At 73.5% G+C, this 25,114-nt stretch carries 28 protein-coding genes; 17 read left to right on the top strand and 11 right to left on the bottom strand.

What is annotated here, in order from left to right; all coding sequences use genetic code 11:
• Positions 1–22 precede the first annotated feature (22 nt).
• The 3 genes from EES41_RS12685 (at position 23) to EES41_RS12695 (ending at position 2,807) form a co-directional block, all read left to right on the top strand.
• A complete protein-coding gene (locus EES41_RS12685; RefSeq protein WP_123078132.1) occupies positions 23–676 on the top strand; it encodes a TetR/AcrR family transcriptional regulator in 654 nt (217 codons plus the stop codon).
• Between the two features lie 121 nt (positions 677–797).
• The gene (locus EES41_RS12690; RefSeq protein ID WP_123082420.1) at positions 798–1,967 is read left to right on the top strand and encodes an alpha/beta hydrolase; all 1,170 of its coding nucleotides are present in this window, start codon (positions 798–800) and stop codon (positions 1,965–1,967) included.
• Between the two features lie 75 nt (positions 1,968–2,042).
• Positions 2,043–2,807: a DUF4429 domain-containing protein gene (locus EES41_RS12695; RefSeq protein ID WP_250568810.1), complete on the top strand. Its 765-nt coding sequence runs from the start codon at positions 2,043–2,045 to the stop codon at positions 2,805–2,807.
• Positions 2,808–2,835: 28 nt separating this feature from the next.
• Here the strand turns inward: EES41_RS12695 and EES41_RS12700 are convergent, their stop codons facing one another.
• Complete coding sequence (locus EES41_RS12700) at positions 2,836–3,855, bottom strand: aldo/keto reductase (protein WP_123078136.1); 1,020 nt, start codon at positions 3,853–3,855, stop codon at positions 2,836–2,838.
• Positions 3,852–4,244, bottom strand: a complete 393-nt coding sequence (locus EES41_RS12705; RefSeq protein WP_229895423.1) for a MerR family transcriptional regulator — start codon at positions 4,242–4,244, stop codon at positions 3,852–3,854. Before EES41_RS12705 ends, EES41_RS12700 begins: the two co-directional genes overlap by 4 nt.
• An 88-nt stretch (positions 4,245–4,332) precedes the next feature.
• Here EES41_RS12705 and EES41_RS12710 point away from each other — a divergent pair, with 88 nt between their 5' ends.
• On the top strand, positions 4,333–5,151 hold the full coding sequence (locus EES41_RS12710; protein WP_174261807.1) for a serine hydrolase: 819 nt from the start codon (positions 4,333–4,335) through the stop codon (positions 5,149–5,151).
• A 25-nt stretch (positions 5,152–5,176) separates the two neighbouring features.
• On the opposite strand, the gene EES41_RS12715 is transcribed toward EES41_RS12710, so the two are convergent.
• Positions 5,177–5,833 carry a pirin family protein gene (locus tag EES41_RS12715; RefSeq protein ID WP_123078140.1) on the bottom strand — a complete coding sequence of 219 codons (657 nt, stop codon included), beginning with the start codon at positions 5,831–5,833 and terminating at the stop codon, positions 5,177–5,179.
• A gap of 70 nt (positions 5,834–5,903) precedes the next feature.
• Here EES41_RS12715 and EES41_RS12720 point away from each other — a divergent pair, with 70 nt between their 5' ends.
• The 5 genes from EES41_RS12720 to fabF all read left to right on the top strand — a co-directional run bounded on the left by EES41_RS12720 (position 5,904) and on the right by fabF (position 10,810).
• Positions 5,904–7,115: a CdaR family transcriptional regulator gene (locus EES41_RS12720; protein WP_123078142.1), complete on the top strand. Its 1,212-nt coding sequence runs from the start codon at positions 5,904–5,906 to the stop codon at positions 7,113–7,115.
• 89 nt (positions 7,116–7,204) lie between these two features.
• Positions 7,205–8,137 carry an ACP S-malonyltransferase gene (locus tag EES41_RS12725; protein WP_123078144.1) on the top strand — a complete coding sequence of 311 codons (933 nt, stop codon included), beginning with the start codon at positions 7,205–7,207 and terminating at the stop codon, positions 8,135–8,137.
• Between the two features lie 19 nt (positions 8,138–8,156).
• Positions 8,157–9,161 carry a ketoacyl-ACP synthase III gene (locus tag EES41_RS12730; protein WP_008739147.1) on the top strand — a complete coding sequence of 335 codons (1,005 nt, stop codon included), beginning with the start codon at positions 8,157–8,159 and terminating at the stop codon, positions 9,159–9,161.
• Positions 9,162–9,216: 55 nt separating this feature from the next.
• Positions 9,217–9,465 carry an acyl carrier protein gene (locus EES41_RS12735; protein ID WP_008739148.1) on the top strand — a complete coding sequence of 83 codons (249 nt, stop codon included), beginning with the start codon at positions 9,217–9,219 and terminating at the stop codon, positions 9,463–9,465.
• 79 nt (positions 9,466–9,544) lie between these two features.
• Positions 9,545–10,810, top strand: coding sequence for a beta-ketoacyl-ACP synthase II (gene fabF / locus EES41_RS12740; protein ID WP_008739149.1), 1,266 nt, complete (start codon positions 9,545–9,547; stop codon positions 10,808–10,810).
• Positions 10,811–10,894: 84 nt separating this feature from the next.
• On the opposite strand, the gene EES41_RS12745 is transcribed toward fabF, so the two are convergent.
• Positions 10,895–11,389, bottom strand: a complete 495-nt coding sequence (locus EES41_RS12745; protein WP_008739150.1) for a DUF3145 domain-containing protein — start codon at positions 11,387–11,389, stop codon at positions 10,895–10,897.
• Between the two features lie 251 nt (positions 11,390–11,640).
• On the opposite strand from EES41_RS12745, the gene EES41_RS12750 reads away from it, so the two are divergent.
• Positions 11,641–12,537 (top strand): SGNH/GDSL hydrolase family protein, encoded by an 897-nt coding sequence (locus EES41_RS12750; protein WP_123078146.1) that lies wholly within the window; start codon positions 11,641–11,643, stop codon positions 12,535–12,537.
• A 116-nt stretch (positions 12,538–12,653) separates the two neighbouring features.
• Here the strand turns inward: EES41_RS12750 and EES41_RS12755 are convergent, their stop codons facing one another.
• Complete coding sequence (locus EES41_RS12755) at positions 12,654–13,301, bottom strand: hypothetical protein (RefSeq protein WP_123078148.1); 648 nt, start codon at positions 13,299–13,301, stop codon at positions 12,654–12,656.
• Between the two features lie 119 nt (positions 13,302–13,420).
• Here EES41_RS12755 and EES41_RS12760 point away from each other — a divergent pair, with 119 nt between their 5' ends.
• Positions 13,421–14,131, top strand: a complete 711-nt coding sequence (locus EES41_RS12760; protein ID WP_123078150.1) for a carbon-nitrogen hydrolase family protein — start codon at positions 13,421–13,423, stop codon at positions 14,129–14,131.
• Positions 14,132–14,163: 32 nt separating this feature from the next.
• Here EES41_RS12760 and EES41_RS12765 read toward each other — a convergent pair whose 3' ends face one another.
• From EES41_RS12765 to EES41_RS12775, 3 genes are all read right to left on the bottom strand, one after another.
• Entirely contained in the window at positions 14,164–15,027 is an 864-nt protein-coding gene (locus tag EES41_RS12765; protein WP_123078152.1) for an EI24 domain-containing protein, read from the bottom strand.
• Between the two features lie 77 nt (positions 15,028–15,104).
• A complete protein-coding gene (locus tag EES41_RS12770) occupies positions 15,105–15,527 on the bottom strand; it encodes an organic hydroperoxide resistance protein (protein WP_123078154.1) in 423 nt (140 codons plus the stop codon).
• A gap of 64 nt (positions 15,528–15,591) precedes the next feature.
• On the bottom strand, positions 15,592–16,617 hold the full coding sequence (locus EES41_RS12775) for an NADP-dependent oxidoreductase (RefSeq protein WP_123078156.1): 1,026 nt from the start codon (positions 16,615–16,617) through the stop codon (positions 15,592–15,594).
• Between the two features lie 109 nt (positions 16,618–16,726).
• Between EES41_RS12775 and EES41_RS12780 the strand changes: the two genes are divergently transcribed.
• Positions 16,727–17,155, top strand: a complete 429-nt coding sequence (locus EES41_RS12780; RefSeq protein ID WP_123078158.1) for a MarR family winged helix-turn-helix transcriptional regulator — start codon at positions 16,727–16,729, stop codon at positions 17,153–17,155.
• Positions 17,156–17,203: 48 nt separating this feature from the next.
• On the opposite strand, the gene EES41_RS12785 is transcribed toward EES41_RS12780, so the two are convergent.
• Positions 17,204–18,061: a hypothetical protein gene (locus EES41_RS12785; protein WP_123078160.1), complete on the bottom strand. Its 858-nt coding sequence runs from the start codon at positions 18,059–18,061 to the stop codon at positions 17,204–17,206.
• Positions 18,062–18,139: 78 nt separating this feature from the next.
• Between EES41_RS12785 and EES41_RS12790 the strand changes: the two genes are divergently transcribed.
• Positions 18,140–18,748: a hypothetical protein gene (locus EES41_RS12790; protein WP_123082422.1), complete on the top strand. Its 609-nt coding sequence runs from the start codon at positions 18,140–18,142 to the stop codon at positions 18,746–18,748.
• A gap of 59 nt (positions 18,749–18,807) precedes the next feature.
• Here EES41_RS12790 and EES41_RS12795 read toward each other — a convergent pair whose 3' ends face one another.
• Positions 18,808–19,530: a triacylglycerol lipase gene (locus EES41_RS12795; protein ID WP_123078162.1), complete on the bottom strand. Its 723-nt coding sequence runs from the start codon at positions 19,528–19,530 to the stop codon at positions 18,808–18,810.
• A gap of 221 nt (positions 19,531–19,751) precedes the next feature.
• On the opposite strand from EES41_RS12795, the gene EES41_RS12800 reads away from it, so the two are divergent.
• Positions 19,752–20,789: a rod shape-determining protein gene (locus EES41_RS12800; protein WP_037797568.1), complete on the top strand. Its 1,038-nt coding sequence runs from the start codon at positions 19,752–19,754 to the stop codon at positions 20,787–20,789.
• On the top strand, positions 20,786–22,348 hold the full coding sequence (locus EES41_RS12805; protein WP_123078164.1) for a GAF domain-containing protein: 1,563 nt from the start codon (positions 20,786–20,788) through the stop codon (positions 22,346–22,348). The genes EES41_RS12800 and EES41_RS12805 overlap by 4 nt, the downstream gene beginning before the upstream one ends.
• Positions 22,349–22,378: 30 nt before the next feature.
• Here EES41_RS12805 and EES41_RS12810 read toward each other — a convergent pair whose 3' ends face one another.
• Positions 22,379–22,825 carry an Lrp/AsnC family transcriptional regulator gene (locus tag EES41_RS12810; protein WP_123078166.1) on the bottom strand — a complete coding sequence of 149 codons (447 nt, stop codon included), beginning with the start codon at positions 22,823–22,825 and terminating at the stop codon, positions 22,379–22,381.
• 70 nt (positions 22,826–22,895) lie between these two features.
• Here EES41_RS12810 and EES41_RS12815 point away from each other — a divergent pair, with 70 nt between their 5' ends.
• Both EES41_RS12815 and EES41_RS12820 read left to right on the top strand, forming a co-directional pair.
• A complete protein-coding gene (locus EES41_RS12815; protein WP_164495819.1) occupies positions 22,896–23,633 on the top strand; it encodes a hypothetical protein in 738 nt (245 codons plus the stop codon).
• A gap of 48 nt (positions 23,634–23,681) precedes the next feature.
• Positions 23,682–25,058 (top strand): carboxyl transferase domain-containing protein, encoded by a 1,377-nt coding sequence (locus tag EES41_RS12820; protein WP_174261681.1) that lies wholly within the window; start codon positions 23,682–23,684, stop codon positions 25,056–25,058.
• Positions 25,059–25,114 lie beyond the last annotated feature (56 nt).

Consider the following 25,114-nt stretch of genomic DNA (forward strand, 5'->3'; position numbering starts at 1 on the left):
CGTCAAAGGGGACCTCGCGGTGATGACCGACCAGCGGCCCGCACCGGCTGCGCCGGCGGCCGGGCTGCGCGAGCGCAAGAAGCGGCGCACCCGTGACGCGCTGCTGCGCGCCGCTCTCCTGCTGTTCGTCTCGCAGGGCTACGAGAAGACGACCGTCGACGAGATCACCGACGCCGTGGACGTGTCCCAGCGCACCTTCTTCCGCTACTTCGCGAACAAGGAGGAGGTCGCCTTCGCCGTCCAGGACCTGGTGGAGTCGCACTTCGTGGCGGCGCTGCGGGCCCGGCCGGGCGCCGAGGGGCCGCTGGAGGCCATGCGGAACGCGGTGCTCGCGTCCTGGGACACCATCGGCGAGGCGATCGCCGAGGTGGTCCCCGTCGACCTCTACATGCGCACCTACCGGCTCATCGAGTCGACCCCGGCCCTGCTCGCCGTCCACCTGCGCCGCTCCACCGAGCTGGAGGAGCGGATCTCCCTGCTGATCGCCGCCCGCGAGGGCCTGGACGTGGACGCCGATCCGCGCCCCCGCGTCGCGGTCGCCGCGTTCTCCGGGGTGATGAGGGTCACCGGCCGGCTCTGGGGGCAGGGCGAGGACGCCAGCGTGGCCGCCATCCGGCGGATGACCGAGGCCTACCTCGACCAGATCGGCCCGGCCCTGGCCTCCGACTGGCGGTGACTCCCGTCACGCGGAGCGCCATGGCCCGAAAGGGTCTCTTACGCTGGTCCCAGTGAACGTGCCCGGCCTCGCCCAACTCCCCCCCGCGCCCAGCCGCGCCCCGGCCCTCACCGCCCTGCGCATGCTGCTCGCGCTGGCGGTGGTGTTCGTGATGCTGGCGATCACCGGCTGGACCGCCGTGCACCGGCCCGAGGCCGGTGTCGCCCCGCGGCGCGCCGCCCTGGCCTCCTGGGCCGCCGCCCGGATCGACGGTCACCCGCTGCCCCCGGCCGATGCGCCCGTCCGTACGGTGAAGCGTTTCTTCGCCGGTCTCGACGGAGCCCAGCGAGCCCGGCTCGCCGATGGCTACCCCCTCGTCGTGGGCAACCTCGACGGGGCCCCCGCCACCACCCGCTACCGGGCCAACCTGCGCTCCCTCGCACAGGCCCAGCAGGTCGAGGAGGCCCGCGCCGCCGATGTCGCGCTGACCCCCGCCGACCGCGCCACGGCCCTGCGGCGCGCCCACCGCTTCGCCTCGCTCGCGGAGCCCGGCCGCCAGATCCTCTCCTTCGACCCCACCGGCGGCGGCCTCGTCTCCGAGGTCTTCGGCGACCTCGACCGGGCCCGCCGGGTCTCGGTGGTCGTCCCGGGCGTCGATTCCGACCTGCTCACCTTCGAGCGCTCGCAGCGCCGCTTCACCGCGCCGGTCGGCATGGCCGGCTCGCTGTACGAGGCGGAGCGCGCGGCCGCGCCGGGCACCCCGACCGCCGTCATCGCCTGGGCCGGCTACACCTCGCCCACCGGGGTCGGCGTGGACGCCGCCACCGGGCGGCTGGCCGTGGAGGGCGCCGAACGCCTGGAGTCGCTGACGGCCGCCCTGCCCGGGGACGCCGGCGTCGCCCTGTTCTGCCACAGCTACGGATCGGTGGTCTGCGGGGTCGCCGCGCACGACCTGCCGCGCCGGGTGACCGACCTGGTCGTGGCCGGCAGCCCGGGCATGCGCGTCGAGAACGCCGCCGAGCTGAACACCTCGGCGCGCGTGTGGGCGATGCGGGACTCCGGCGACTGGATCGCGGACGTACCGCACATGGAGCTCGGCGGAGTGGGCCACGGGGCGGACCCGGTGGCGCCGGAGTTCGGCGCGCGGCTGCTGTCCTCGGCCGGAGCCAAGACCCACACCGGCTACTTCCAGCCAGGTACGGGTTCCCTGGACAACTTCGCCAAAATCGGAACCGGCGCGTTCGGTTCGATCGTGTGCGCCACCGGCAACGATGCCTGCCGCCGCGGAATTTCCGGGACGGGCGGGGCCTGACACGTGTAGAGGTCCGGAGAACGGGCTTCGTGTCGAGGAGGACGCATCGGGGCGGATCCCTTTACGATGGGCCGTATGGGTGACGTACTGGCCGGAAACCATGCCGTCTGGGAGTTCGACTCGGACTCGGTGCTCATCCGCTTCGCACGGGGGATGCGAACTCCACGCCTCTGGCAGGCCCTTGGGTCGCGCCGCATCCCCCTCGAAGCGCTGTCCGAGGTGACCGTGACCGCCGGCAAGCGGAACACGGTGATCCTGCGTGCCGTCCCGAGACCCGGCGCGGATCCCCTGATGGAGGCCGCCGCCGGGCAGCTTCGCGAGGCCCGCGACCCGTACCGGCTGGTGCTGCCGGGCGAGCGGAACCCGCTGGCGAACGCCTTCGCGGACGCCGTTCGGGGGCAGTTGGGGCCCGATGCCGCCGAGCCGGCGCCGGGCTTCCTGGTGGACGTGCCCGAACCGCAGCGGAACCTGAAGGCCTCCGACGCCCGGGTGGGCTTCGACGGCTCGGCCGTCACCTTCCACTGGTCCCGCACGGGCGCCACCGGCACCAAGTGGAAGGCCGGCGACCAGCGTTACCCGCTCTGCGAACTCGTCGGCGTCGAATGGCGCTCCCCCGAGGGACCGGGCGACGGCCACCTGCGGCTGCTGCCCCTGGTCCCCCGGGACGGCGGCCACGAGACCCGGGCCGACCACGACCTCGCGGCCGCCGTCCTCGGCACCGGGCACGGGGCCGTCCACGAGTCGCTGCCGCTCGCAGCCGCCGTGCTCGCCGCCCTGCCGCGCGGCCGCCGCCTGACCTCCGCCCGGGGCCTGCTCCCCGCACCGCCGTCCCCGCACTGAACACAACGGGGGCCGGCCGGGCCCCGGCTCACTCCTCGCGGGCCACCGCCGTGAAGGTCATGTCCGGGTAGCGGTCCCCCGCGACCCGCGCGGCGATCGGCTCCAGCAGGGCCAGCTCCGCCTCGCTCAGCGTGATCCGCGCCGCCGCCGCGTTCTCCTCGACGCGGCCCGGCCTGCGCGTGCCCGGGATCGGAACCACCGTCAGGCCGTGCACCGCAGCCCGCCGGTGCACCCAGGCCAGCGCGATCTGCGCCGGGCTGGCCCCGTGGGCCCGCGCGATCTCCCGTACCGGCGCGAGCAGTTCCGCGTTGGCCCTGGCGTTGTCCCCGGTGAAGCGCGGCTGGTCCTTGCGGTAGTCCCCGGCCTCCAGGTCCTTGCCCGCGTCGGCGAACGCGCCGGTCAGGAACCCGCGCCCCAGCGGGGAGTACGGCACGAAGGCCACTCCCAGTTCGGCCGCCGCGCCCACCGCGCTGTCCTCCACGTCCCGGCTGAACAGGGACCACTCCGACTGGAGCGCCGCGATCGGGTGCACCGCGTACGCCTCGCGCAGCTCCGCGCCCGTGACCTCACTGAGCCCCAAGTGGCGCACCTTGCCCTCGCGCACCAGCTCCGCCATGGCGCCCACCGACTCCGCCAGCGGCACGGCCGGGTCGCGCCGGTGCATGTAGTAGAGGTCGATCACCTCGGTGCCGAGCCGCCGCAGGCTGTCCTCCACGGCCCGCCGGATGTACGGCGGGTCGTTGCGGATGCCCCGGTGGCGCGGGTCGTCGCCGCGTTCGAGCGCGAACTTCGTGGCGAGGGTGATCTCGTCCCGGTGCGCGGCCACGAACGGGGCCAGGAACTCCTCGTTCGCGCCGCGCCCGTAGGCGTCCGCCGTGTCGAAGAGCGTGACCCCGGCGGCCAGCGCCGCGTCGAGGGTCGCGCGGGCGGCGCTCTCGTCCGTCTCCCCGTAGAACTCGCTCATGCCCATGCATCCCAGGCCCTGGACGCCGACGACCGGTCCGCCCCTGCCGAGTTCCACCCGCTCCAACGTTCCGTGTCCGCTCACTGCTCCGCCTTCCCCGCGACCGTGCTCATCGCATACGTTCCGATCTTGAAGTCCAGTACGGCGAGCGCGTCCGTCAGCTCCGCGATCCGCGAACGCACCTCGTGACGGGTGCGTTCCAGCAGTTCCCGGCGCTCGTCGAAGGTGCCCTCGCCCGCGCGGACCAGTTCCGCGTACCGGACCATGTCCGCCACCGACATCCCGGTGGTGCGCAGTTTGCCCACGAAGGCCAGCCAGTCGAGGTCCCGTTCGCTGAACCGCCGCTGCCCCGAATGGGAGCGGTCCACGTGCGGCATCAGGCCGATCCGCTCGTACCAGCGCAGTGTGTGCTGGGTCAGACCGGTCCGGGCCTCGACCTCGCTGATCGTGTAGCGCGTCTCCGTCAGGCTCATGACGACCACGCTAAAACCTTGGAGTGCACTCCAGGCAAGTAGGCTCGGCCGCATGGAGAGCGTCGAGGGTACGGAGAGCGTGAACACCATGGACAGCCTGCGGATCATCGAGAGCTGGCCCGCGGCGACCGCCGCCGCGGCCGTCGTGCGCGCCGACGGGAGCCTCGCCGGCTCCCACGGGCCCGTCGACCACCGCTTCCCGCTCGCCTCGGTCACCAAGCCGCTCGCCGCGTACGCCGCTCTCGTCGCTTACGAGGAAGGGGCGATCGAGCTGGACGAGCCCGCCGGACCGGAGGGTTCCACCGTCCGCCACCTGCTCGCGCACACCAGCGGCCTCGCCTTCGACGACCACCGCCCGACCGCTCCGCCCGGGACCCGCCGGCTGTACTCCAACGCCGGTTTCGAGGTCCTCGGCGACCACATCGCCAAGGCCACCGGGATCCCCTTCGCGGACTACCTGCACCAGGCCGTCTTCGAGCCGCTGGGCATGACCTCCTCCGCCCTCCTCGGCTCGCCCGCCAAGGACGGCGTCTCCACCGTCCGCGACCTGGTCCGGTTCGCCGCCGAGCTGCAGGCGCCCCGGCTGCTCGACGTCCGGACCGTCGCCGAGGCCGTCACCGTCGTCCAGCCGGGCCTGGGGGGCGTCCTGCCGGGCTTCGGCCACCAGGCGCCCAACGACTGGGGCCTCGGCCTGGAGATCCGCGACGGGAAGTCCCCGCACTGGACGGGCTCCGCGTCCTCCCCGCGCACCTACGGGCACTTCGGGCAGTCCGGCACCTTCCTGTGGGTGGACCCGGACGCGCGCGCCGCCTGCGTGGCGCTGACGGACCGCGCCTTCGGCCCGTGGGCCGTGGCGGCCTGGCCCCCGTTCACCGACGCGGTCCTCGCCGAGCTCGCCGCCCGCTGAGGTCGGCGCCCCGCGCCGCGCCGGGCTACGGCAGCTCCCAGAGCAGCAGCTCCCCGGGCGACCCGGCGACGATCTCCAGGTCCGGCTCCCCGGTGATCCGCGCCGAGTCCCCGGGCCCGAGTTCCTCGCCGTCGAGCCGCAGGTCACCGCGGACGACGTGCAGGTAGACCCGCTCCGCCGCCGGTACGGGGATCCGCTCGCCGGCGCCCGGCCGCAGGACCCGCAGGACGGCCCCGGCCGCGGGGACCTCGTACGGCCTGCCGTTCCCGATCCCCCGGACGAGTTCGTACGAGGGATCCCCGCCGGAGGTCAGCGGCGCGAGCCACATCTGCACGAAGCGCAGCGGCTCGGCGGAGTCGTTGCGCTCCACATGCCGCGCCCCGGAGCCGGCGCCGAGCCGCTGCAGGTCCCCGGGGCGGACCACGGAGGTCTCGCCGGTGGTGCTGCCCTTGTGGGTGAGCTCGCCCTCCACCACCCAGGTGACGATCTCGGTCTGGCTGTGCGGGTGCTCGTCGAACCCGGCTCCGGGGGCGAGCCGCTCCTCGTTGCAGGCCAGCAGCGGGCCGAAACGGATGTTGTCCGGGTCGTAGAACTGCCCGAAGGAGAAGGCGTGCCGGGTGGTGATCCCGGCGGCCCGGTCCCCGCCCTCGTAACGGTCGGCGGCACGGCGTACATCAATCATGGGGGCCACGGTAGACCCCGCGTGCGAGACCGGAGTCCGCGGCGGCGCCCTGATAAGGCAGTCTTGTCCCGTGTCCGAACCCGAACGTGAGCAGTCCCCCGCGACCCATCCCGCTCATCCCGCCCATCCGCACGCCGCGACGCTGCGCCGACTGGAGAAGTCCTCCGGCCGGCTCGCCGCCAACGCGATCACGCGGATGGACGAGACCCTGCCGTGGTACCGGGCGATGCCTCCGGAGAACCGGTCCTGGATCGGCCTGGTGGCCCAGGCCGGCATCGCCGCGTTCACGGAGTGGTTCCGGCATCCCGAGACCCCGCAGGCGATCTCCACCGACGTGTTCGGGACGGCTCCGCGCGAGCTGACCCGGGCGATCACGCTGCGCCAGACGGTCGAAATGGTCCGGACCACGATCGAGGTCATGGAGACCGCGATCGAGGAGGTGGCGGCCCCGGGCGACGAGTCGATCCTGCGCGAGGCGCTGCTGGTGTACGCCCGGGAGATCGCCTTCGCGACCGCCCAGGTGTACGCGCAGGCCGCCGAGGCGCGCGGGGCGTGGGACGCCCGCCTGGAGTCCCTCGTCGTCAACGCGGTGCTGTCCGGCGAGGCGGACGAGGGCGCGCTGTCGCGGGCCGCGGCGCTGGGCTGGAACTCCCCGGAGCACGTGTGCGTGGTGCTCGGCACGGCCCCGGACGGGGACAGCGAGCTGACGGTCGAGGCGATCCGGCGGGCCGCCCGGCACCACAAGCTCCAGGTCCTGACGGGGGTGCTCGGCGACCGCCTGGTCGTGATCGCGGGCGGCAGCGACAATCCCCTCCAGGTCGCGAAGTCCCTGATCGGCCCGTTCGCGGCCGGTGCGGTGGTGGCGGGTCCGGTGGTCTCGGACCTGCTGAACGCGACCAAGTCCGCGCAGGCGGCGGCCGCCGGCCTGAAGGCCTGTACGGCCTGGCAGGACGCCCCGCGGCCGGTCCTGGCGGACGATCTCCTGCCGGAGCGCGCGATCGCCTCGGACCCTTCCGCGCGCGAGCAGTTGGTGGAGGAGATCTACAGACCGCTGGAGGAGGCGGGGTCGGCGCTGCTGGAGACGCTGAGCGTCTATCTGGAGCAGGCGAGCAGCCTGGAAGGCGCGGCGCGGATGCTGTTCGTTCACCCCAACACGGTGCGCTACCGGCTCCGACGTGTGACCGACGTCACCGGCTGGTCACCCTCTGATGTCCGTTCGGCGTTCACGCTGCGAATCGCCCTGATTCTGGGACGTCTGGCCGACGGCGATCTTCAGTCCTAGACTTTTGTCGGACATCAACAATTACCCCGACGGTTCTTGGTCCCTGTCCCCACGGGCGGCGGGGACCCACCACAAGAGAGAGTGTGAGGGTGCTCGTACTCGTCGCTCCCGGCCAAGGCGCACAGACGCCCGGCTTCTTGACTCCCTGGCTCGACCTCCCCGGCGCCGCCGACCGCGTCGGCGCGTGGTCGGACGCCATCGAGCTCGATCTTGCCCACTACGGCACGAAGGCCGACGCGGACGAGATCCGCGACACGGCCGTGGCCCAGCCGCTGCTCGTCGCCGCGGGGCTCCTGTCGGCTTCCGCGCTGGCCACGACCCAGGCGAACGGCCGTACGGCCTTCGGTGCCGTCGCGGGCCACAGCGTCGGCGAGATCACCGCCGCCGCGTACGCCGGCGTGATCTCCGAGGCCGAGGCGCTGTCGTTCGTACGGACGCGCGGGCTCGCGATGGCCGAGGCCTCCGCCGTCACCGAGACCGGCATGGCCGCGGTCCTGGGCGGCGAGACCGACGTGGTCGTCGCCCACCTGGAGAAGCTGGGCCTGACCCCGGCCAACATCAACGGCGCGGGCCAGATCGTGGCCGCCGGCACCATGGAGCAGATCGCCGCTCTGGCGGCCGAGAAGCCCGAGGGTTCCATGAAGGTCGTCGCCCTCAAGGTCGCGGGCGCCTTCCACACGCACCACATGACTCCCGCGGTCGCCACGCTCGCGAAGGCCGCGCAGGCCCTCACCCCGGCCGACCCGGAGCTGAAGTACGTCTCGAACAAGGACGGCCTCGTCGTCGCCACGGGCGCCGACGTCGTCGCCCGCCTGGTCGGCCAGGTCGCGAACCCGGTCCGCTGGGACCTGTGCATGGAGACGTTCGCCGAACTGGGCGTCACGGGGATCATCGAGCTCTGCCCCGGCGGCACCCTGACGGGTCTGGCCAAGCGCGCGCTGAAGGGCGTACCGAGCGTGGCCCTGAAGACCCCGGACGATCTCGAAAAGGCCGCCGCGCTCATCGCCGAGCACGCGGCCTGAGAGAAGGAGCCCACACAGCATGTCGAAGATCAAGCCTGCCAAGGGCTCCCCGTACGCCCGCATCCTCGGGGTGGGCGGCTACCGCCCGACCCGCGTGGTGCCCAACGAGGTCATCCTGGAGACGATCGACTCGTCCGACGAGTGGATCCGCTCGCGCTCCGGCATCGCGACCCGGCACTGGGCCTCGCCGCAGGAGACGGTCGCGGCGATGTCGGTGGAGGCCTCGGGCAAGGCGCTCGCCGACGCCGGGATCGCCCCGGAGCAGGTCGGCGCCGTGATCGTCTCGACGGTCTCGCACTTCAAGCAGACCCCGGCGATCGCGACCGAGATCGCGCACCGGATCGGCGCGGGCAAGCCCGCCGCGTTCGACATCTCCGCGGGCTGCGCCGGCTTCGGCTACGGCCTGACGCTCGCCAAGGGTCTGGTGGTGGAAGGTTCCGCCGAGTACGTCCTCGTCATCGGCGTGGAGCGGCTCTCGGACCTGACCGACCTGGAGGACCGCGCGACGGCCTTCCTGTTCGGTGACGGCGCCGGCGCCGTCGTCGTCGGTCCCTCGAACGTTCCGGCCATCGGCCCCACGGTGTGGGGTTCGGAGGGCGACAAGTCCGAGACCATCAAGCAGACCGTGCCGTGGGACGAGTACCTCGGCAAGGACGGCGGCGAGAAGTTCCCGGCCATCACCCAGGAGGGTCAGGCGGTCTTCCGCTGGGCCGTCTTCGAGATGGCCAAGGTGGCCCAGCAGGCGCTCGACGCGGCCGGGATCACCCCTGAGGACCTGGACGTCTTCATTCCGCACCAGGCGAATATGCGGATCATCGATTCGATGGTGAAGACTCTGAAGCTGCCGGAACACGTCACGGTCGCCCGTGACATCGAGACCACCGGCAACACCTCGGCCGCCTCGATCCCGCTCGCTATGGAGCGGCTCCTGGCGACCGGAGCGGCGAAGAGCGGCGACACCGCGCTCGTCATCGGCTTCGGGGCGGGACTCGTCTACGCCGCGACGGTCGTTACCCTCCCCTAGGGCCGGGACACACGTCCCGCCCCGATCCATCAGTTAGCTACAGAAGGAGCGCCACATGGCCGCCACGCAGGAAGAGATCGTCGAGGGTCTCGCGGAGATCGTCAACGAGATCGCCGGCATCCCCACCGAGGACGTCGAGATCCACAAGTCCTTCACGGACGACCTGGACGTCGACTCGCTGTCCATGGTCGAGGTCGTCGTCGCCGCCGAAGAGCGCTTCGACGTCAAGATCCCCGACGAGGACGTCAAGAACCTCAAGACGGTCGGCGACGCCGCTGACTACATCCTGAAGCACCAGGCCTGAGCCTGACGAGCGTTTGTCGCCACCTGGCGGTGGCGCCGTGACAATTCAGCACCCCCTTACACGTGGAGAAAGAATTCCTGTGAGCCCGACCAATCGCACCGTGGTCGTCACCGGTATCGGCGCAACCACTCCGCTGGGTGGCGACAGCGCTTCGACCTGGGAAGGTCTGCTTGCCGGCCGTTCCGGCGTCAAGCCCCTGGAGGGCGAGCGCTTCGCCGAACTCCCGGTTCGCATCGCCGCCCCGGTCGCTGTCGACCCGAGCGAGGTCCTGCCCCGGCCGCTGGCCCGCAAGCTGGACCGCTCGGCGCAGTTCGCCATCATCGCCGCCCGCGAGGCCTGGGCCGACGCCGGCTACACGGCGCCCGCGGGCGAGGACGAGTCCATCGTTCCCGAGCGTCTGGGCACCGTCATCGCCTCCGGCATCGGTGGTGTCACCACGCTGCTGGACCAGTACGACGTCCTCAAGGAGAAGGGTGTGCGCCGCGTCTCGCCGCACACCGTCCCCATGCTCATGCCGAACGGCCCCTCGGCCAACGTCGGCCTTGAGGTCAACGCCCGCGCGGGTGTGCACACCCCGGTCAGCGCCTGCGCGTCCGGCGCCGAGGCCATCGGCTACGCCGTCGAGATGATCCGTACCGGCCGTGCCGACGTGGTCGTCGCGGGCGGCACCGAGGCGGCGATCCACCCGCTGCCGATCGCCGCGTTCGCCAACATGATGGCGATGTCCAAGAACAACGAGAACCCCGAGCAGGCCTCGCGTCCGTACGACAAGGCCCGCGACGGCTTCGTCCTCGGCGAGGGCGCCGGCGTCGTGATCCTGGAGTCCGCCGAGCACGCCGCCGCGCGCGGCGCCCGGGTCTACTGCGAGGTGCTGGGCCAGGGCCTGTCCGCGGACAGCCACCACATCGCGCAGCCCGAGCCGACCGGCCGCGGTGTCGCTGCCGCCGTGCAGAACCTGCTCGACAACACGGGCCTGGACCCGGCCGAGCTGGTCCACCTGAACGCGCACGCCACGTCCACCCCGCAGGGTGACACGGCCGAGCTGAAGGCCCTGCGCAAGGTCCTGGGCGACGACCTCGACCACATCGCGATCTCCGCGACCAAGTCGATGACCGGCCACCTGCTGGGCGGCGCGGGCGGCATCGAGACCGTCGCGACCGTGCTCGCGCTCTACCACCGGATCGCCCCGGCGACGATCAACGTCGACGAGCTGGACGACGACATCGACGCGGACATCGTCGTCGGCGAGCCGCGCAAGCTGCCGGCCGACGGCCCTATCTCCGCGATCAACAACTCGTTCGGTTTCGGCGGCCACAACGTCACGCTGGCGTTCCGCACCGTCTAGCCGACGGCACTGCGTACGAAGGGGCCCGCCCGGCAGTCGCCGGGCGGGCCCCTTCGCGTCGTGCGGCCGGCCTCTTCGCGCGGCTCAGACCACCTGGTGGAGCCAGCGGACCGGGGCGCCCTCGCCCGCGTACCGGAAGGGCTCCAGCTCGTCGTCCCAGGGCTTGCCGAGCAGCCTGGCGATCTCCGCCTCCAGGTCGCTCTCGCCGTGCGCCGAGCGGGCCAGGGCGGCGCGCAGCCGGTCCTCGGGGATGAGGATGTCGCCGTGCATTCCGGTGACGGCGTGGAAGATGCCGAGCTCCGGGGTGGAGCTGTAGCGCTCGCCCTCGGCGGTGGCGCAGGGTTCCGCGGTCACTTCGAAACGCAGCAGGTGCCAGCCGCGCAGCGCGGAGGCGAGCTTCGAGGCGGTGCCCGCTTCGGCCTGCCAGGAGAACTCGGATCTCCAGGTGCCGGGGGAGGCGGGCTGCCTGATCCAGTCGAGGTTCACCCGCACCCCGAGCACCCCCGCAACAGCCCATTCCACGTGCGGGCAGAGCGCGCGCGGTGCGGAATGCACGTACAGAACTCCACGTGTCGTCACCGGGACCTCCAGTGTGGGACGAGGTCGGGAATAAACTCCAGAAAACGGACAGTATGTGACGTGATGTAATTTAGCGGAAATGATCTGACATTGCGTCGCGGGACCTGCGGCCGAAACGCCACGGGAAAAAGCTACCGTGCGCCAGGGGTCCTGGTGTGACGTACGGTCGCTCCAGGCCCGGTAAACGCGGAGCTTTCACTCAGCAGGACGCCCCCGAAGGACGCGGGGCGACGAAGGAGGGGACCCACCCGATGCGCACCACCACGCCGTACCGCCGCGCGCGTCGCTCCCTCGTGGGAGCGGTCGCGGCGGCAGCCGTCCTGGCCGGGACGGTGACGGGGTGCAGCTCGGGCGAGTCGAGCTCCGGGGGCGAGCGCGGGGCGCGGGCCGCGCCGCGCTGGAACACCGCCCCCACGTCGATCGCCGCTGTGGGTGACTCCATCACACGCGGTTTCGATGCCTGTTCGGTGCTGGCGGACTGCCCCGAGGTCTCCTGGGCCACCGGCGACGACCCGGAGGTGGACTCCCTGGCCACCCGGCTGCTCGGCGCGGCCCAGGCGCCGTCGCACAGCTGGAACTACGCGGTGACCGGCTCGCGGATGGCGGACCTGCCGGGACAGCTGGCCTCGGCCGCCGAACACAAGCCCGACCTGGTCACGGTGATGGTGGGCTCGAACGACGCCTGCCGGCCGTTGGCTTCGTCGATGACCCCGGTCGCCGATTTCCGGGCCGGTTTCGAACAGGCGCTCGCCGGGCTGCGGGCGGCCTCGCCCCATTCCCAGGTGTACGTGTCCTCCGTGCCCGACCTCCAGCGGCTGTGGGAGCAGGGCAAGGACAGCCCGATGGTGCGGCAGATCTGGAAGCTGGGCATCTGCCAGTCGATGCTGGCCGACCCGCTGTCGGCGATCGCCGGGTCGACGGCCCGGCGCGAGCAGGTGCGGGCGCGGGTGGTCGAGTACAACGAGGTGCTGCGCGAGGTCTGCGCGAAGGACGAACTGTGCCGCTACGACGGCGGCGCGGTGTTCCAGTACCCCTTCGCGGCGGATCAGTTGAGCCGCTGGGACTGGTTCCACCCGGGCAAGGACGGACAGGCCCGGCTGGCGGAGCTGGCGCACCGCCAGGTGACCTCGGTGCGGCCGCCGCGCTGAGCGCGGGCAGGAGCCGGGGCGGCGGCAGGGCCGCCCACGGCACGGTTCGCGGGTGATTTCCGGCCATTTCGCCGGCGCCGCCGATCCGGCGCCGGCCCGGGGCCTGACGGCCGGGCTCAGGCCGCGAGCAGCGGGTCGTGGACCGGGCAGCGCGGACGCCGGGCCGCCGAGGGCACGCGGTAGTACGCGCGGTCGCGCAGGCGGCCCGTCCAGGGGTCGGCCGCCGAGGCGCGCCTGACGAGCAGGTGGCGGCTGCTGCCGGTCCTCAGGTGGCCCCGGTACTCGTCGAGCAGCGGGTCCGCCTCGCCGAGGAAGTCCCGGATCTGGTCCTCCAGCAGGCAGAACGGGCAGTCCTGTCCGGGCAGGACGTGGAACTGCATGCCCTCGGGGTGCTCGTCGTCGGTGAAGGCGGTGAGCACGACGATTCCGCTGAACAGCACGCAGACGCCCATGACCTGCGGGCCCCGCGCGTCCGCCACCCGCCGCACCAGGGTGCGGAACACCGGGACGCCGATCCGCTGGATCCGTCCCATCGTGGTGCGTACGGCGGCGAGCAGGTTGTAGACCGCGGCCACCAGGGAGACGGCGCCCACCACCGGCAGCGACCAGGACGGCCCGTTCTTCCACACCACCCACAGCAGCAGCGCGTTCATCACGACCACATAGAGGACGGCGAGGCGCAGGCCGGCGCCGCTGACCCGGATCGACCGGGTGCACAGCACCACGGCCGCGGCCGCGAGGACGACAAAGAGCCAGTCGGGCATCGGGCCGCCTCCATCAACTCCCCTGAAAAAACGGGCAGTTGAAGCATCGCCCGGGGCGCACCGGTACGTCGACCCCCCTGCCCGGACGGCCCCGGCGGCCGGGCTGGCATCCTGAGCCGGTGAAGATCGCCGCAGCCCAGCTGACCTGTGTCCCGGCCGATGTCCCCGCGAACACCGCGCTGGCGGCCGCCCTGGCCGGCCGGGCCCGCGAGCAGGGCGCCGAACTGGTCGTGTTCCCCGAGCTCACGCTCACCGGGTACGAGCTGGAGGCGCTGACGGCCGACCCCGGCCTGTGGATCGCCGGCGCCGACGACCCGCGCCTCGACCCGCTCCGCTCGGCCGGCATCGCCACCGCCGTGAACGTCGCCCTGCGCACCGGGGGCCCGAGCCCCGCCATCGCGACGCTGGTCTACGGGGCGGACGGCGCGCATGTGACCACGTACGCGAAACGGCACCTCTTCCGCCACGAGCGGGGCGCCTTCGCGGCCGGTGACACCGACGGCCGCTTCGAACTCGGCGGGATCCGCTTCTCCCTGGGCGTCTGCTACGACAACCACTTCCCCGCGCTGACCGGCCGGGCCGCGGCGGACGGCTGCCGGGTCCACCTGGCGAGCTCGCTCTACGGGACGGGCGAGGGGATCGGGGAGCGGGCCACCGTGTATCCCGGGATCGCGCGGGAGCAGGGGCTGTACGTCGTCCTCGCCAACCACGTGGGCCCGGCGGGCCCGTGGACGGGCTGCGGGCGCGCCGCGGTATGGGCCCCGGGCGGGGCGCCGCTCGCCGAGGCGGACGACCGTACGCCGTCGGTGGTGACGGCGGACGTCGGCTAGCCGGGCGCGCCCGCGGCACCCCGCCGCGGCCGCTACATGCGCGGCGGCGGCCCGAAACCCCCGCCGGCGGGCGGCTGGGACTGCTGGGGCTGCGGCTGGAACCGCTGCGGGCGCGCGCCATCGGCGTCCGGCCCGGCAGCCGCCTCATCCGCGCTGTCGTCCTCCCCCAGCAGCTCCCGCGCCATCAGCGTGGCCCCCGCCACCGCCCCCGGCATCAGGAACACCGCCACCAGCGGCACCAGGAACGCCAGCACCAGCGGCACCCCGAACCCGAGCACCAGCATCCGCCGCGACCGCAGCAGCACCAGCCGCTCGGCCAGCTCCGTCCTGCGCCGCTGGAGCGCGACGGCGGTGAGCTCCTCGGTGAGGAAGTACCCGGAGACGCAGAACCCGATGGCCGGGACCACCGTCTGCCCGACGACCGGGATGAACCCGAGGGCGAACAGCAGGATCCCGTACAGGGCCACCCGGCCGAGCACCTTCAGGCTGTCCCGGGCCGAGATCCACAGCTCCCGTCCCAGCGAGAGCCCGGACTCGGGGACCGCGCCGCCCTCGGTGCGGTCGACCTGCTCCGAGAGGGACTCGTAGAAGGGCTGGCCGATGAGCAGGGTCACCGCGGTGAAGGTGATCACCGCGAGGAAGAGGCCGAGGCAGAAGACCAGGCCGGTCAGGAAGCCCCGGAAGAGCCCGAGCCACGGCGCGGACCAGCCGTCGGCGAAGGGCGTGGCCCAGGCGGTGAGGTCGTCGGCGCCGTAGCCGAGCCCGATGAGGGCGCCCGTGTACAGCACCAGCGACACCAGCCCCGGCAGCAGGCCGAAGCCCAGCCAGCGGCCGTGCCGGAACACCCATCGCTGACCGGCCAGCAGATGGCCGAATCCTCCCGCAAGATCACGCATGGGTCCAGCTTAAGACCGCGTACGGCGCAGGCCGCACCCCGGTGCGGGGTGCGGCCTGCGGCGGGCGAGGTGCCGGATCAGACGGCGAGCTCGACGGTGATGTTGCCACGGGTCGCCTTGGAGTACGGGCAGACCTGGTGGGCCTTCCCGATGAGGTCCTTGGCGGTGGCGGCGTCCACGTTCGGGATCGAGGCCGTGATCTTGACGATCAGGCCGAAGCCGTCGTCGTTCTTGCCGATGCCGACCTCGGCGGTGACGGTGGAACCGGAGACGTCCGCGTTCTCGTTGCGCGCGACGACGCCGAGCGCGCCCTGGAAGCAGGCGCTGTAGCCGGCGGCGAACAGCTGCTCCGGGTTGGTGCCGGCGCCACTGCCACCCATCTGCTTGGGCGGGTTCACCACGACGTCGAGCTGACCGTCGCTGGTCGCGACGCGACCGTCACGGCCGTTCTCGGCGGTGGCGACGGCGGTGTACAGAACGTCGGACTGCTGGATGGACATGTAAGGGGATCCTCCTGGTGTTCGCCGCGACTCGCGCCCACGATCGCGACGGTGTGGAGTGAGCCTAGCCGGTGAAAGAAACGATCATCTTTCCGGTGTTGTCCCCGCGCAGCATTCCGAGGAACGCGTCGGTCGCGTTCTCCACGCCCTCGACGACCGTCTCGTCGGCCACGAGCTCGCCCGAGCGCAGCCAGCCGGCCACGTCCTGGACGAACTGCTCCTGGATGCCGGCGTGGTCGCTGACCAGTACGCCCTGGAGGCGCAGCCGCTTGCCGATGACCTGCATCAGGTTGCGCGGGCCGGGGGCGGCCTCGGTGTCGTTGTAGTGGGCGATGGCCCCGCACAGGGTGGCGCGGCCGTGCACCTTCATCGAGGAGATGGCGGCCTCCAGGTGGTCACCGCCGACGTTGTCGAAGTAGACGTCGATGCCCTCGGGGGCGGCCTCGGGCAGTTGCTGCGCGACGGGGCCGCTCTTGTAGTTGAAGGCGGCGTCGAAGCCGTACTTCTCCGTGAGGAGCTTCACCTTCTCGTCCGAGCCGGCGGAGCCGATCACCCGGGAGGCGCCCTTGATCCTGGCGAACTGGCCGACGAGGCTGCCGACGGCACCGGCGGCGCCGGAGACGAAGACGGAGTCGCCCTCCTTGAAGGAGGCGACCTCGAAGAGGCCGGCGTAGGCGGTCAGGCCCGGCATGCCGAGGACGCCGAGGTAGGCGGAGAGCGGGGCGAGGGCGGCGTCGACCTTGGTGGCGTGCGCGGCGTCGAGCTCCGCGTACTCGCGCCAGCCGAGGTGGTGCAGGACGTGGTCACCGACCGCGAAGCGCTCGTCGGCGGAGGCGACGACCTCGCCGACCGCCCCGCCCTGCATGGGCTCGTCCAGCTGGAACGGCGGGACGTAGGACTTCGCGTCGTTCATCCGGCCGCGCATGTAGGGGTCCACGGACATGTGGAGGTTGCGCACGAGGATCCGGCCGGCGGCGGGCTCGGCGTTCACCGGGGCCTCGCGCAGGGCGAAGTCCTCGGCGACGGGCCAGCCCTGCGGGCGACGGACGAGGTGCCACTCACGGCTGACGGCGGGGATCTCGAAAGACATGCGGAGCTCCTGAGGAAGGAAGGCGGACCGGCGAAGAAATACTTCACTAGGTGAAACAACCATGCGCCTGGATATTTCATGTTGTCAAGTAAATGGGTACGCTGGCTCCATGCCCAGTCGTCGCGCAGACCCCCTGACCCTTGAGGTCGTCGAACTCATCGGCGATGTCGTGGCCCGCTACCACGTGGAGTACGAGCACGCGGCCGGCCGGCACCAGCTCACCGGAGCCCAGGCCAGGGTGCTGACCATGCTGTCGCTGGAGCCCACGCCCATGCCGATGCGCAAGATCGCGCAGAAGCTGCGGTGCGAGCCCTCGAACATCACCGGCATCGTGGACCGGCTGGAGACCCGCGGGCTGGTGGAGCGGCTGCCGGATCCGGCCGACCGCAGGGTGAAGCTGGCCGCGCCGACGGAGGAGGGCCTGCAGACGGCGGACCGGCTGCGCGAGTCGCTGGACTTCGCGCGGGAGCCGCTGGGCGGGCTGTCGACGGCCGAGCGGACGGCGCTGCGGGACCTGCTCAGGCGGATGCTGGGCTGATCCGGCGGGCCCGGCCGGACCGGCGGGCCCGGCCGGACGCGCCGGGCCTCAGCAGAAGATCCAGAGCACGCAGCCCTTGGTCTTGGTCGGGCTCGGCTGCGGGGAGGGCGTAGCGGGCCCCGGGGTGGGCGCGGTCGCGCTCGTGCTCGTACTCGTGCTCGCGGAACCGCTCGGCGACGGCTGTCCGGACCTCGACGGCTTTACGTTGGACCCGCCCCCGGCGGCGCCCTGCGACGGCCCCGGCTGCCCGGAGGCGGAGGCGCTTCCACCCGGCCCGGGCTGCGCGCCGCCGTCCGGGGACTGCCCCGGGGAGGCCGGCTTCGAAGCCCCGGCGGCGGCCTTCGAGGCCGCGTGGCCCTTCGCCGACGGCAGCGCCGAGGGCGCGGCGGGCGCCCGGCTCGGCAGCGGAGCCGGCTGGTCCGGCCCGGCGTCGTCGGTCAGCATCACCTTGGAGGCCCGGTCGGAACCCTCCGCGTCGGTCGCCATCCGGGCCACCGCCACCGAGCCCCCGACGGCCAGCACCAGGCCGAGCCCGATGCTCATCCCGGTCCGGCCGCGCCGGCGGTTCGCGCTCCGGCGGCGGGCCCCCGGGCGGCGCTCGTTCGCCGCCGACAGCGTGACGACCCAGTCCCCCTCGGGCTCACCCCCGGGCGGCACCGGCCCGGCGGACGCGGCGTCGTACCCGGTCGGGGCGTCGTACCCGTTGCGGGCAGCCTCGTACCCGGTCGGGGCCTCGTACCCGGTCGGCGCGGCCTCGTACCCCGTCGGAGCGGCGTACCCCGGCGGAATTCCGGGCGCGGCGGGGGCGCCCGGGGCGGCGGGTGTCAGGTACTCGGCCGGGGTTCCGCACCCGGCGCACGCCAGTGCGCCGTTGAGGTGCCTCCGGCAGGCGTGGCAGTAGTTCATGGCGCCCGCAGGCTACGTGGTCCCGCACAACATCCATGTCGCGGGAACGTAAGGATCCTGTGTGGAATCGTGGCCTCCATGACAGCGTCACCTCCCCCGGGCCGCTTCGGGCCGGGCTCCTTCCAGCTGGTTCTGCTGCGCCGGATGGCCGACTTCCGGCCCGAACTCGCGGAGGCGGCCCGGCTGCGGCTGGGCGCCTCCCTCGCCAAGCAGCGGGAGGCCAACAAGCGCTGGCAGGCGATGGTCCGCTCACGGCGTTCGCGCGGGGCGCTGGCCCGCTACCGCTCGGTGCTCGGCCCGCCGGAGTCGGTGTCCGCCCGCACCATCGGGGACCTGGAGTGCGAGGCCCTGCTGTGGCCGGTGCCGCTCTGGCCGGACCTGCGCTTCGAGGTGCTGGCCGGGCCGGACGGCGCCGTCTGGAACGAGTGGCTGGTGCGGGCCCCGGGCGCGCCGGGACCCGTACTGGAGGGGCCGCAGGACCTGCGGCCCTGGTCGGCCACGGTGGACGAGGTGGCCCGCGCCTTCGCTCCCGTACGCCCCATGGAGGGCACCGCGCCGACCCGGTGGCGGCTGGCGTTCGCCGCGCGCGGGCGGCCGTGCGTGGCGGAGTTCACGTACGGCCTGCTCCAGCGGGTCCTCGTCGACGGGGTGGAGGCGGACCCGCCGGGATCGCCCGGCGGGTCCTAGGCCCTGTCGTCAAAGTGGCGCCGGGCCCGCGACGCCCGGCGCCACTTTGACGACAGGGCCTAGGAGGCGAGGAAGGCGCGGACGCCGGCCGAGGTGGCTTCGTCGCCGAGCAGGTCGTTGTGCTTCAGGCAGCCGACCGGTGTGTTGACGGCCCCGGTGAGGGGGACGCTGGCGTCCGGGTTGACGACCTCGTCGCAGTTCGACCAGAAGGTCGCGTACTTGACCGCGCCGGGGGTCTCGTCCCCGCCCGCCAGGCTCTTCACCACGTACGAACCGGGGGTCATGTCCCGGCACGCCTGGTCCCACAGGGCGCACGCCCAGGCGGTGGAGGTGCCGTGGTTGGGTCCGGCCAGCGAGACCAGGTGGTTCACGGTCGCCGTGCCGCCGCCGAAGCCGACGTACCAGCGGCCGACGAGGGAGCCGAACGAGTGCGCCACGATGTCGACCCGGGCGGCGCCGGTCCGCCGGCGGACCTGCTCGACGTACGCGCCGAGCTGCCCGGCGAGCACCTCGTTGACGGACCGGTGGGTGTCGTAACCCCATGAGAAGAGCTCCGAGTCGGCGTACCCGGCGGCCTTCAGGTCCTCGCGCAGGGCGCCCCAGACGCCCGGGTCGGCGTTGTACCCGTGCACAAGGACCACCGGAACGCGGAGCGCGGCCCGCCCGGGGGCTTGGGCGGCCGACCAGTGCGGGGTCCGGCCCGCCGCCTGGGCCGGGAAGGGCGCGAGCAGGGCCAGGCAGAGCGTCAGGAGCGCCAGGATTCGCTGGCGGGGCGTCAGCATCGGGTCCCCTTTACCTTGTTACGCGCGAGTAGCGCGGGCGGTGTGCGCATGCTGCTGCCTGTCGGTACAGAAATCCACCCCCGTGCAGCACCGGAGCCACCCCCTCGGCGCACCCGACCGGAGCACCACAACGGGCGAGATGACCGAATAACCCGAGAAGATATGAATTACGACCGGCATTCACCGGTCTTCTTGCGCCAGCGCTCTCGGGAGGATCTGCCGTGACCGTCAGTCTTGAGCAGTTGCGTCGCTGCCACGTCGCCGTCGACCTGGGCGCGGCCAGGACCCGCGTGTACGTCAAGGGCGCCGGCCTCGTCGTCGACGAGCCCAGCGTCGCCGCGGTGAATACCCGCACCGGCGCGCTCATCGCCGTCGGGAGCTTCGCCGAGCGGATGACCGGCCGCACGCCCGACTACATCCGGGTCGTACGCCCCGTCTCCGGCGGCACCGTCGTCGACATCGAGATGGCCCAGCGGATGCTGCGTCACCTCCTCGGCGAGAAGCTGCGGCGCGCCCTGCGCCGCAAGCCCCGGCTGCGGGCCGCCGCCTGCACCCCGCACGACGCCGACCCGCTCGCGCAGCGCGCGACCGTGGAGACGATGGTCGGGCTCGGCGCCCGGCGCGTCGAGCTGGTCGACACCCTGATCGCGGCGGCCGTCGGCTGCGGCCTGCCCGTGGAGCAGCCGACCGCGACGATGATCATGGTGTGCGGGGCGGCGGCCACCCAGGTTGCGGTGCTCTCGCTCGGCTCGATCGTCACGGCCGAGCGGATCCCGGTCGGCGGCGAGGCCATCGACCACGCCGTCGTCCAGCACCTGCGCCACGCGCACGAGCTGATGCTGCCCAGCCAGGCCGTCCGGCCGCTCCAGCTGGCCCTGCACGGCAACGGCCTCACCGCCGAGGGCCCGGCGTCCACCCTGATCCACGGCCGCGACGTGGCCACCGGACTGGCGCGCTCCGTCCACGTGGACACCGCGGCCGTACGGGACGCCATCCACACCCCGCTGACGGCCGTCCTCGACGGCATCGGCAAGGTGCTGCGCGACTGCCCGCCCGACCTGGTCGCCGACCTGACGGACCGGGGGATCATGATGGTGGGAGGCAGCGCCCTGCTGCCGGGGCTCGACCAGATGCTGCGGGACGCCACCGGAATGCCCGTCGCCATCGCGGAACGCCCCGACGTGTGCGCCGTCCTCGGGCTCGGCGCGATGCTCGAAGGGAAGATCTCCCCCATGGTCCTCAACCCGCTGGCCGAATGACGCTCGCCGATCCGGAGCCCGGCCGGCCGTCCACCCTCCCCTACCTGCTGGAGGCGGTCCTCAGCGTCGGCTCCGAGCTGGAGCTGAACACCACCCTCCAGCACATCGTGGATTCGGCGGCCGAGCTCTGCGAGGCCCGCTACGGCGCGCTCGGGGTCATCGACCCCGAGCGCGTCCGGCTGACCGCGCTCATCACCACCGGGTTCACCGAGGAGGAGCGGGCCGCGATCCCCTGGCCTCCCGACGGACACACCGGCGTGCTCGGCGCGCTCGTCTCCGACGGCCGCCCGCTGCTGCTGGACGATCTGACGGCGGACCCTCGCTTCGAGGGCTTCCCGCCCGGCCACCCGCGGATGCGCAGCTTCCTCGGCGTCCCCATCCGGGTGCACACCGAGGTGTTCGGGAACCTCTACCTGACCGAGAAGCGCGGCGGCGAGGGCTTCACGGAGGAGGACCTCGCGCTGCTGCGGGTCCTCGCCTCGCAGGCGGGCATAGCGATCGGCAACGCCCGGCTGTACGAGACCGCGCGCCGCCGGGAGCGCTGGATCGAGGGCGCCGCCGCCGTGACCACCGCCCTGCTGGCCGGGCGCCCGGCGGCGGACGCCCTGAGGTGCGTGGCCGAACGGGCCCGGCTGCTGGCGGACGCGGCGGCCGGGGTGGTCCTCCAGCCGACCCCCGAGGGCGGCATGGAGATCGTGGCCGCCTCCGCCCAGGGGGACCCCGGGGACCTGGTCGGCACGTCCATCGCCCCGGGTTCGGCGGTCCTGGAGCAGCTGCTCGGCGGCGAGCCCGTCTTCATCGAGGACTCGGCGACGGACCCCCGGATGACGACCCACGTGCGGGAACGTTTCGGCCCGAGCATGATGCTGCCGCTCCAGAGCGGCGGCCAGCTGATCGGCACCCTCGCCCTGCCGCGCCACCGGGGCGGGCCCCCGTACGACGCGGTGGACCGGCTGCTCGCCTCCCAGTTCGCCTCGCAGGCCGCGCTGGCCCTCGTCCTGGCGGACGCCCAGCACGACCGGGAACAGCTCGCGGTGTACGAGGACCGCGACCGGATCGCGCGGGACCTGCACGACCTGGTGGTCCAGCGGCTGTTCGCGACGGAGATGATGCTGGAGAGCACCCGGCGCCGCTCCTCGAACGCGCCCGTCCGGGACACGGTCGAGGACGAACTCGGCCGCGCGGTCGACGAACTGGACTCCACGATCCAGGAGGTCCGCACCGCCATCTTCGCCCTCCAGCAGCCCCCGACGGACGCCCCGACGACCTTCCGGGGCCGGGTCCTGCGCGAGACGGGCGGCGCGGCGGTGCTGCTGGGCTTCCAGCCGTCGGTCCACTTCACGGGGGCCGTGGACGCGCTGCTCCCGGAGCCGGTCGCGGCCGATCTGCTGGCGGCGCTGCGCGGCGCGCTGGCGGCGGCCCACCGGCGCAGCAGCGTCACCTCGATCGAGGTCGGGGTCGACGCGAACCCGGCCCGGGCCCGCCTGACCGTCTCCGACGACGGCCGCGCGGAATCGGGCACCCGGGGCACGACGGTGACGTGGGAGTCGCCGCTGTAGGAACCGGCCGCCTCGGGGCCCTCCGGGCCGCTACGGCCGTACGGACCCGGGCCGGGTGGCGGCCCGCAGGGCGATGCGGGTGCTGGACTGGGCCACTCCGGCCTCCCGCTTGAGCCGGCGCAGCAGCGCGTCGAGGGCGGCCGGGTCGGCGGCCCGGGCCCGTACGAGGTAGTCGTACTCCCCCGTGACGTGCACGACCTCCGTGATCCCGGGCAGGTGGGCGACCCGCCGCTCGAACTCCTCGTTGGTGGTGTCCTGGCGCAGCGTGAGGTCGATGAAGACGACCAGCCCGCCGCGCGTGTCGGCCGCCGGGTCCACGAGGACGGTGAACCCGCGGATCACCCCGTCCCGGCGCATCCGCCGCACCCGGTCGGCGGACGCGTTGGCGCTGAGGCCGACCCGGACGCCGAGATCGCGGTACGAGATCCGCGCATCCTCCCGCAGGATGCCGAGGATTTCCCTGTCGAGGCGGTCCATGCCGCGATTCTCGCAGCCGGAGCCGGTATGCGCCGCCGCGTTCCGGGGCGGACCGCGCAGGCTCGCCGGCATGAGCGAACTGTTGGCGCCGGCCCTGTCGGGTGCGGCGGCGGGCCTGGGCGTGGCGATGCCGATGGGTGCGATGAGCGTGCTGCTGCTCCAGGAGGCGGTCCGGGAGCGCCGCGCGGCGGTGGCGGCGGCCGCTGGGGTCGCGGCCGTCGACCTCGGCTACGCGGCCCTGGCCACCGCGCTCGGCCCCTGGGTCGCCGCGCACGTCACCCCGGCGGAAGCCTGGATCCGCCTCGCCGCGTCCGCGATCCTCCTGACCATCGCAACCCGAGGCCTGCTGCCCACCCGCCCGGCGCCCCCGCCCACGAACGCGTCCCCGGGCGCAGGCGCGAGCGCGGGCCCGGCCACGGAGCTGGGCACAGAACCAGGGCCGAGCGCAGGCGCGAGACCAGAGCCGGGGCCCGGCTCGGGCGCGAGCGCGGGGCCGAGCACAGGTGCGGGCGCGGGGGCGGGGCGGACTTTTGCGCGGTACGTCGGTCTGACCGCCGTGAACCCCACCACCGCGCTGTACTTCGCCGCGCTCACCACCGCCCAGGGGGCCGCCCTCAGGGCGGGGGCGGCGGGGGCGGCGTTCGTCACCGGCGTCGCGCTCGCCTCGCTCCTGTGGCAGCAGGCCCTCGTCGCCCTCGGCGCCCTCGCCGGCAGCCGGATCTCCCCGGCGGCCCGGACCTGGACCTTCCGGCTCGGCTACGGCCTGGTGGCGGCGTACGCCGTGAAGATCGCCTTCCCCCTGCCGTAGACCTGCCGCAGCCGCGGGGGCGGCCAAGGGAGCGCCTAGGGTGGAGGCGTGACGACCCGTCTCCCGGCCCGCGCGGCCATCGCCTCCGTGACCGACACCGGCAGCTTCGCGGAACTCCCCGCGCCCCACCGGGATTCACCCCCCGACGGCCCGCTCGGCTGGGCCGGGTACGACGAATCCCGCGCCCGCGCCGCACGGCGGACCGGCGAGGAGGAGTCCGTCGTCATCGGCACGGCCCGCGTCGGCGGCCGCGAAGCCGTCCTGGTCTCCTTCGAGTTCGGCTTCCTCGGCGGGTCCCTCGGCGAACGCACCGGGGACCGGCTCGAAGCCGCCTACGCCCACGCCCGCGCGCACCGGCTGCCCCTCGTCTCCCTCATCGCCACCGGCGGCTCGCGGATGCAGGAGGGCATGCTCGCCCTGACGCAGCTCCAGCGCGTGGCCCGGCAGTCCGTGCTCACCCGGGCCGCCGGGCTCCCGCAGATCGCCGTCCTGCGCGACCCCACCACCGGCGGCGGCTGGGCCACCCTCGGGGCGGGGGCCGACGTCGTCCTCGCGCTGCCCGGGGCGCAGGTCGGCTTCGCCGGCTCACGGGTGCGCCCGGCGGACGCGGATCCGGCGGCCTACACCGCCGAGGGCCAGTACGCCGCCGGGCAGGTCGACGCCGTCGTCGCGGCCGCGGAGTTCCCCGGGGTGCTGGCGGACTGGCTCCGGCTGCTGGCCGGGCCCCGCGCCGGAGGGCCGGTCGAGCCGGCCGACCCCCCGGCGGCGCTGGGCTCCGCGGGCGACGGGCGGGCCCCGGAGACGGGCTGGGAGGCCGTCTCCCAGGCCCGCCACCCGGACCGCCCGCGGGCCGACGCGTACCTCGACGCGTACTTCGACCTGCGCCGCCCGCTCTCCGGCGACCGGGCCGGCGGCACGGACCCCGGGATGCTGTGCGGGTTCGGGCTGCGGGAGGGGCGGGCGATCGCGTACGCCGCCCAGTGCGGCACCGCGACCCGCCCGGCGGGCTACCGTACGGCCGCCCGCGTCATCCGGCTCGCGGACCGGCTCGGCATCCCGGTGCTCACCCTGGTGGACACCCCGGGCGCGGCCAACGACGCCGCGGCGGAACACGCGGGCGCCGGCGCGGCCATCGCGGACACCTTCGCGGCCGTCGCGGCGGCCGGGGTGCCGGTGACGACGCTCCTGATCGGCGAGGGCGGCTCCGGCGGGGCCCTCGCGCTGGCCGCGCCCGGGAACACGTGGGTCACGCCGGACAGCTACTTCTCGGTGATCGCCCCGGAGCTGGCGGCGGCCATCTTGAAGCGCCCCCCGTCGGACGCCCCCGCCACGGCGGACCAGCTCCGCATCCGCCCCCAGGACCTGGTGGCCCTGGGCGTGGCCCGCGGCGTCGTCGCCCCCCACCGCCCCGGTCCGGCCCGATGAGCCGCCGCCCTCGCGGAGACGGCCCGCGCGGCTTCCGGTAGGTACCGCCAGGACCC

It is taken from the genome of Streptomyces sp. ADI95-16 (assembly GCF_003721495.1).
Taxonomy (GTDB): Bacteria; Actinomycetota; Actinomycetes; order Streptomycetales; family Streptomycetaceae; genus Streptomyces; species Streptomyces goshikiensis.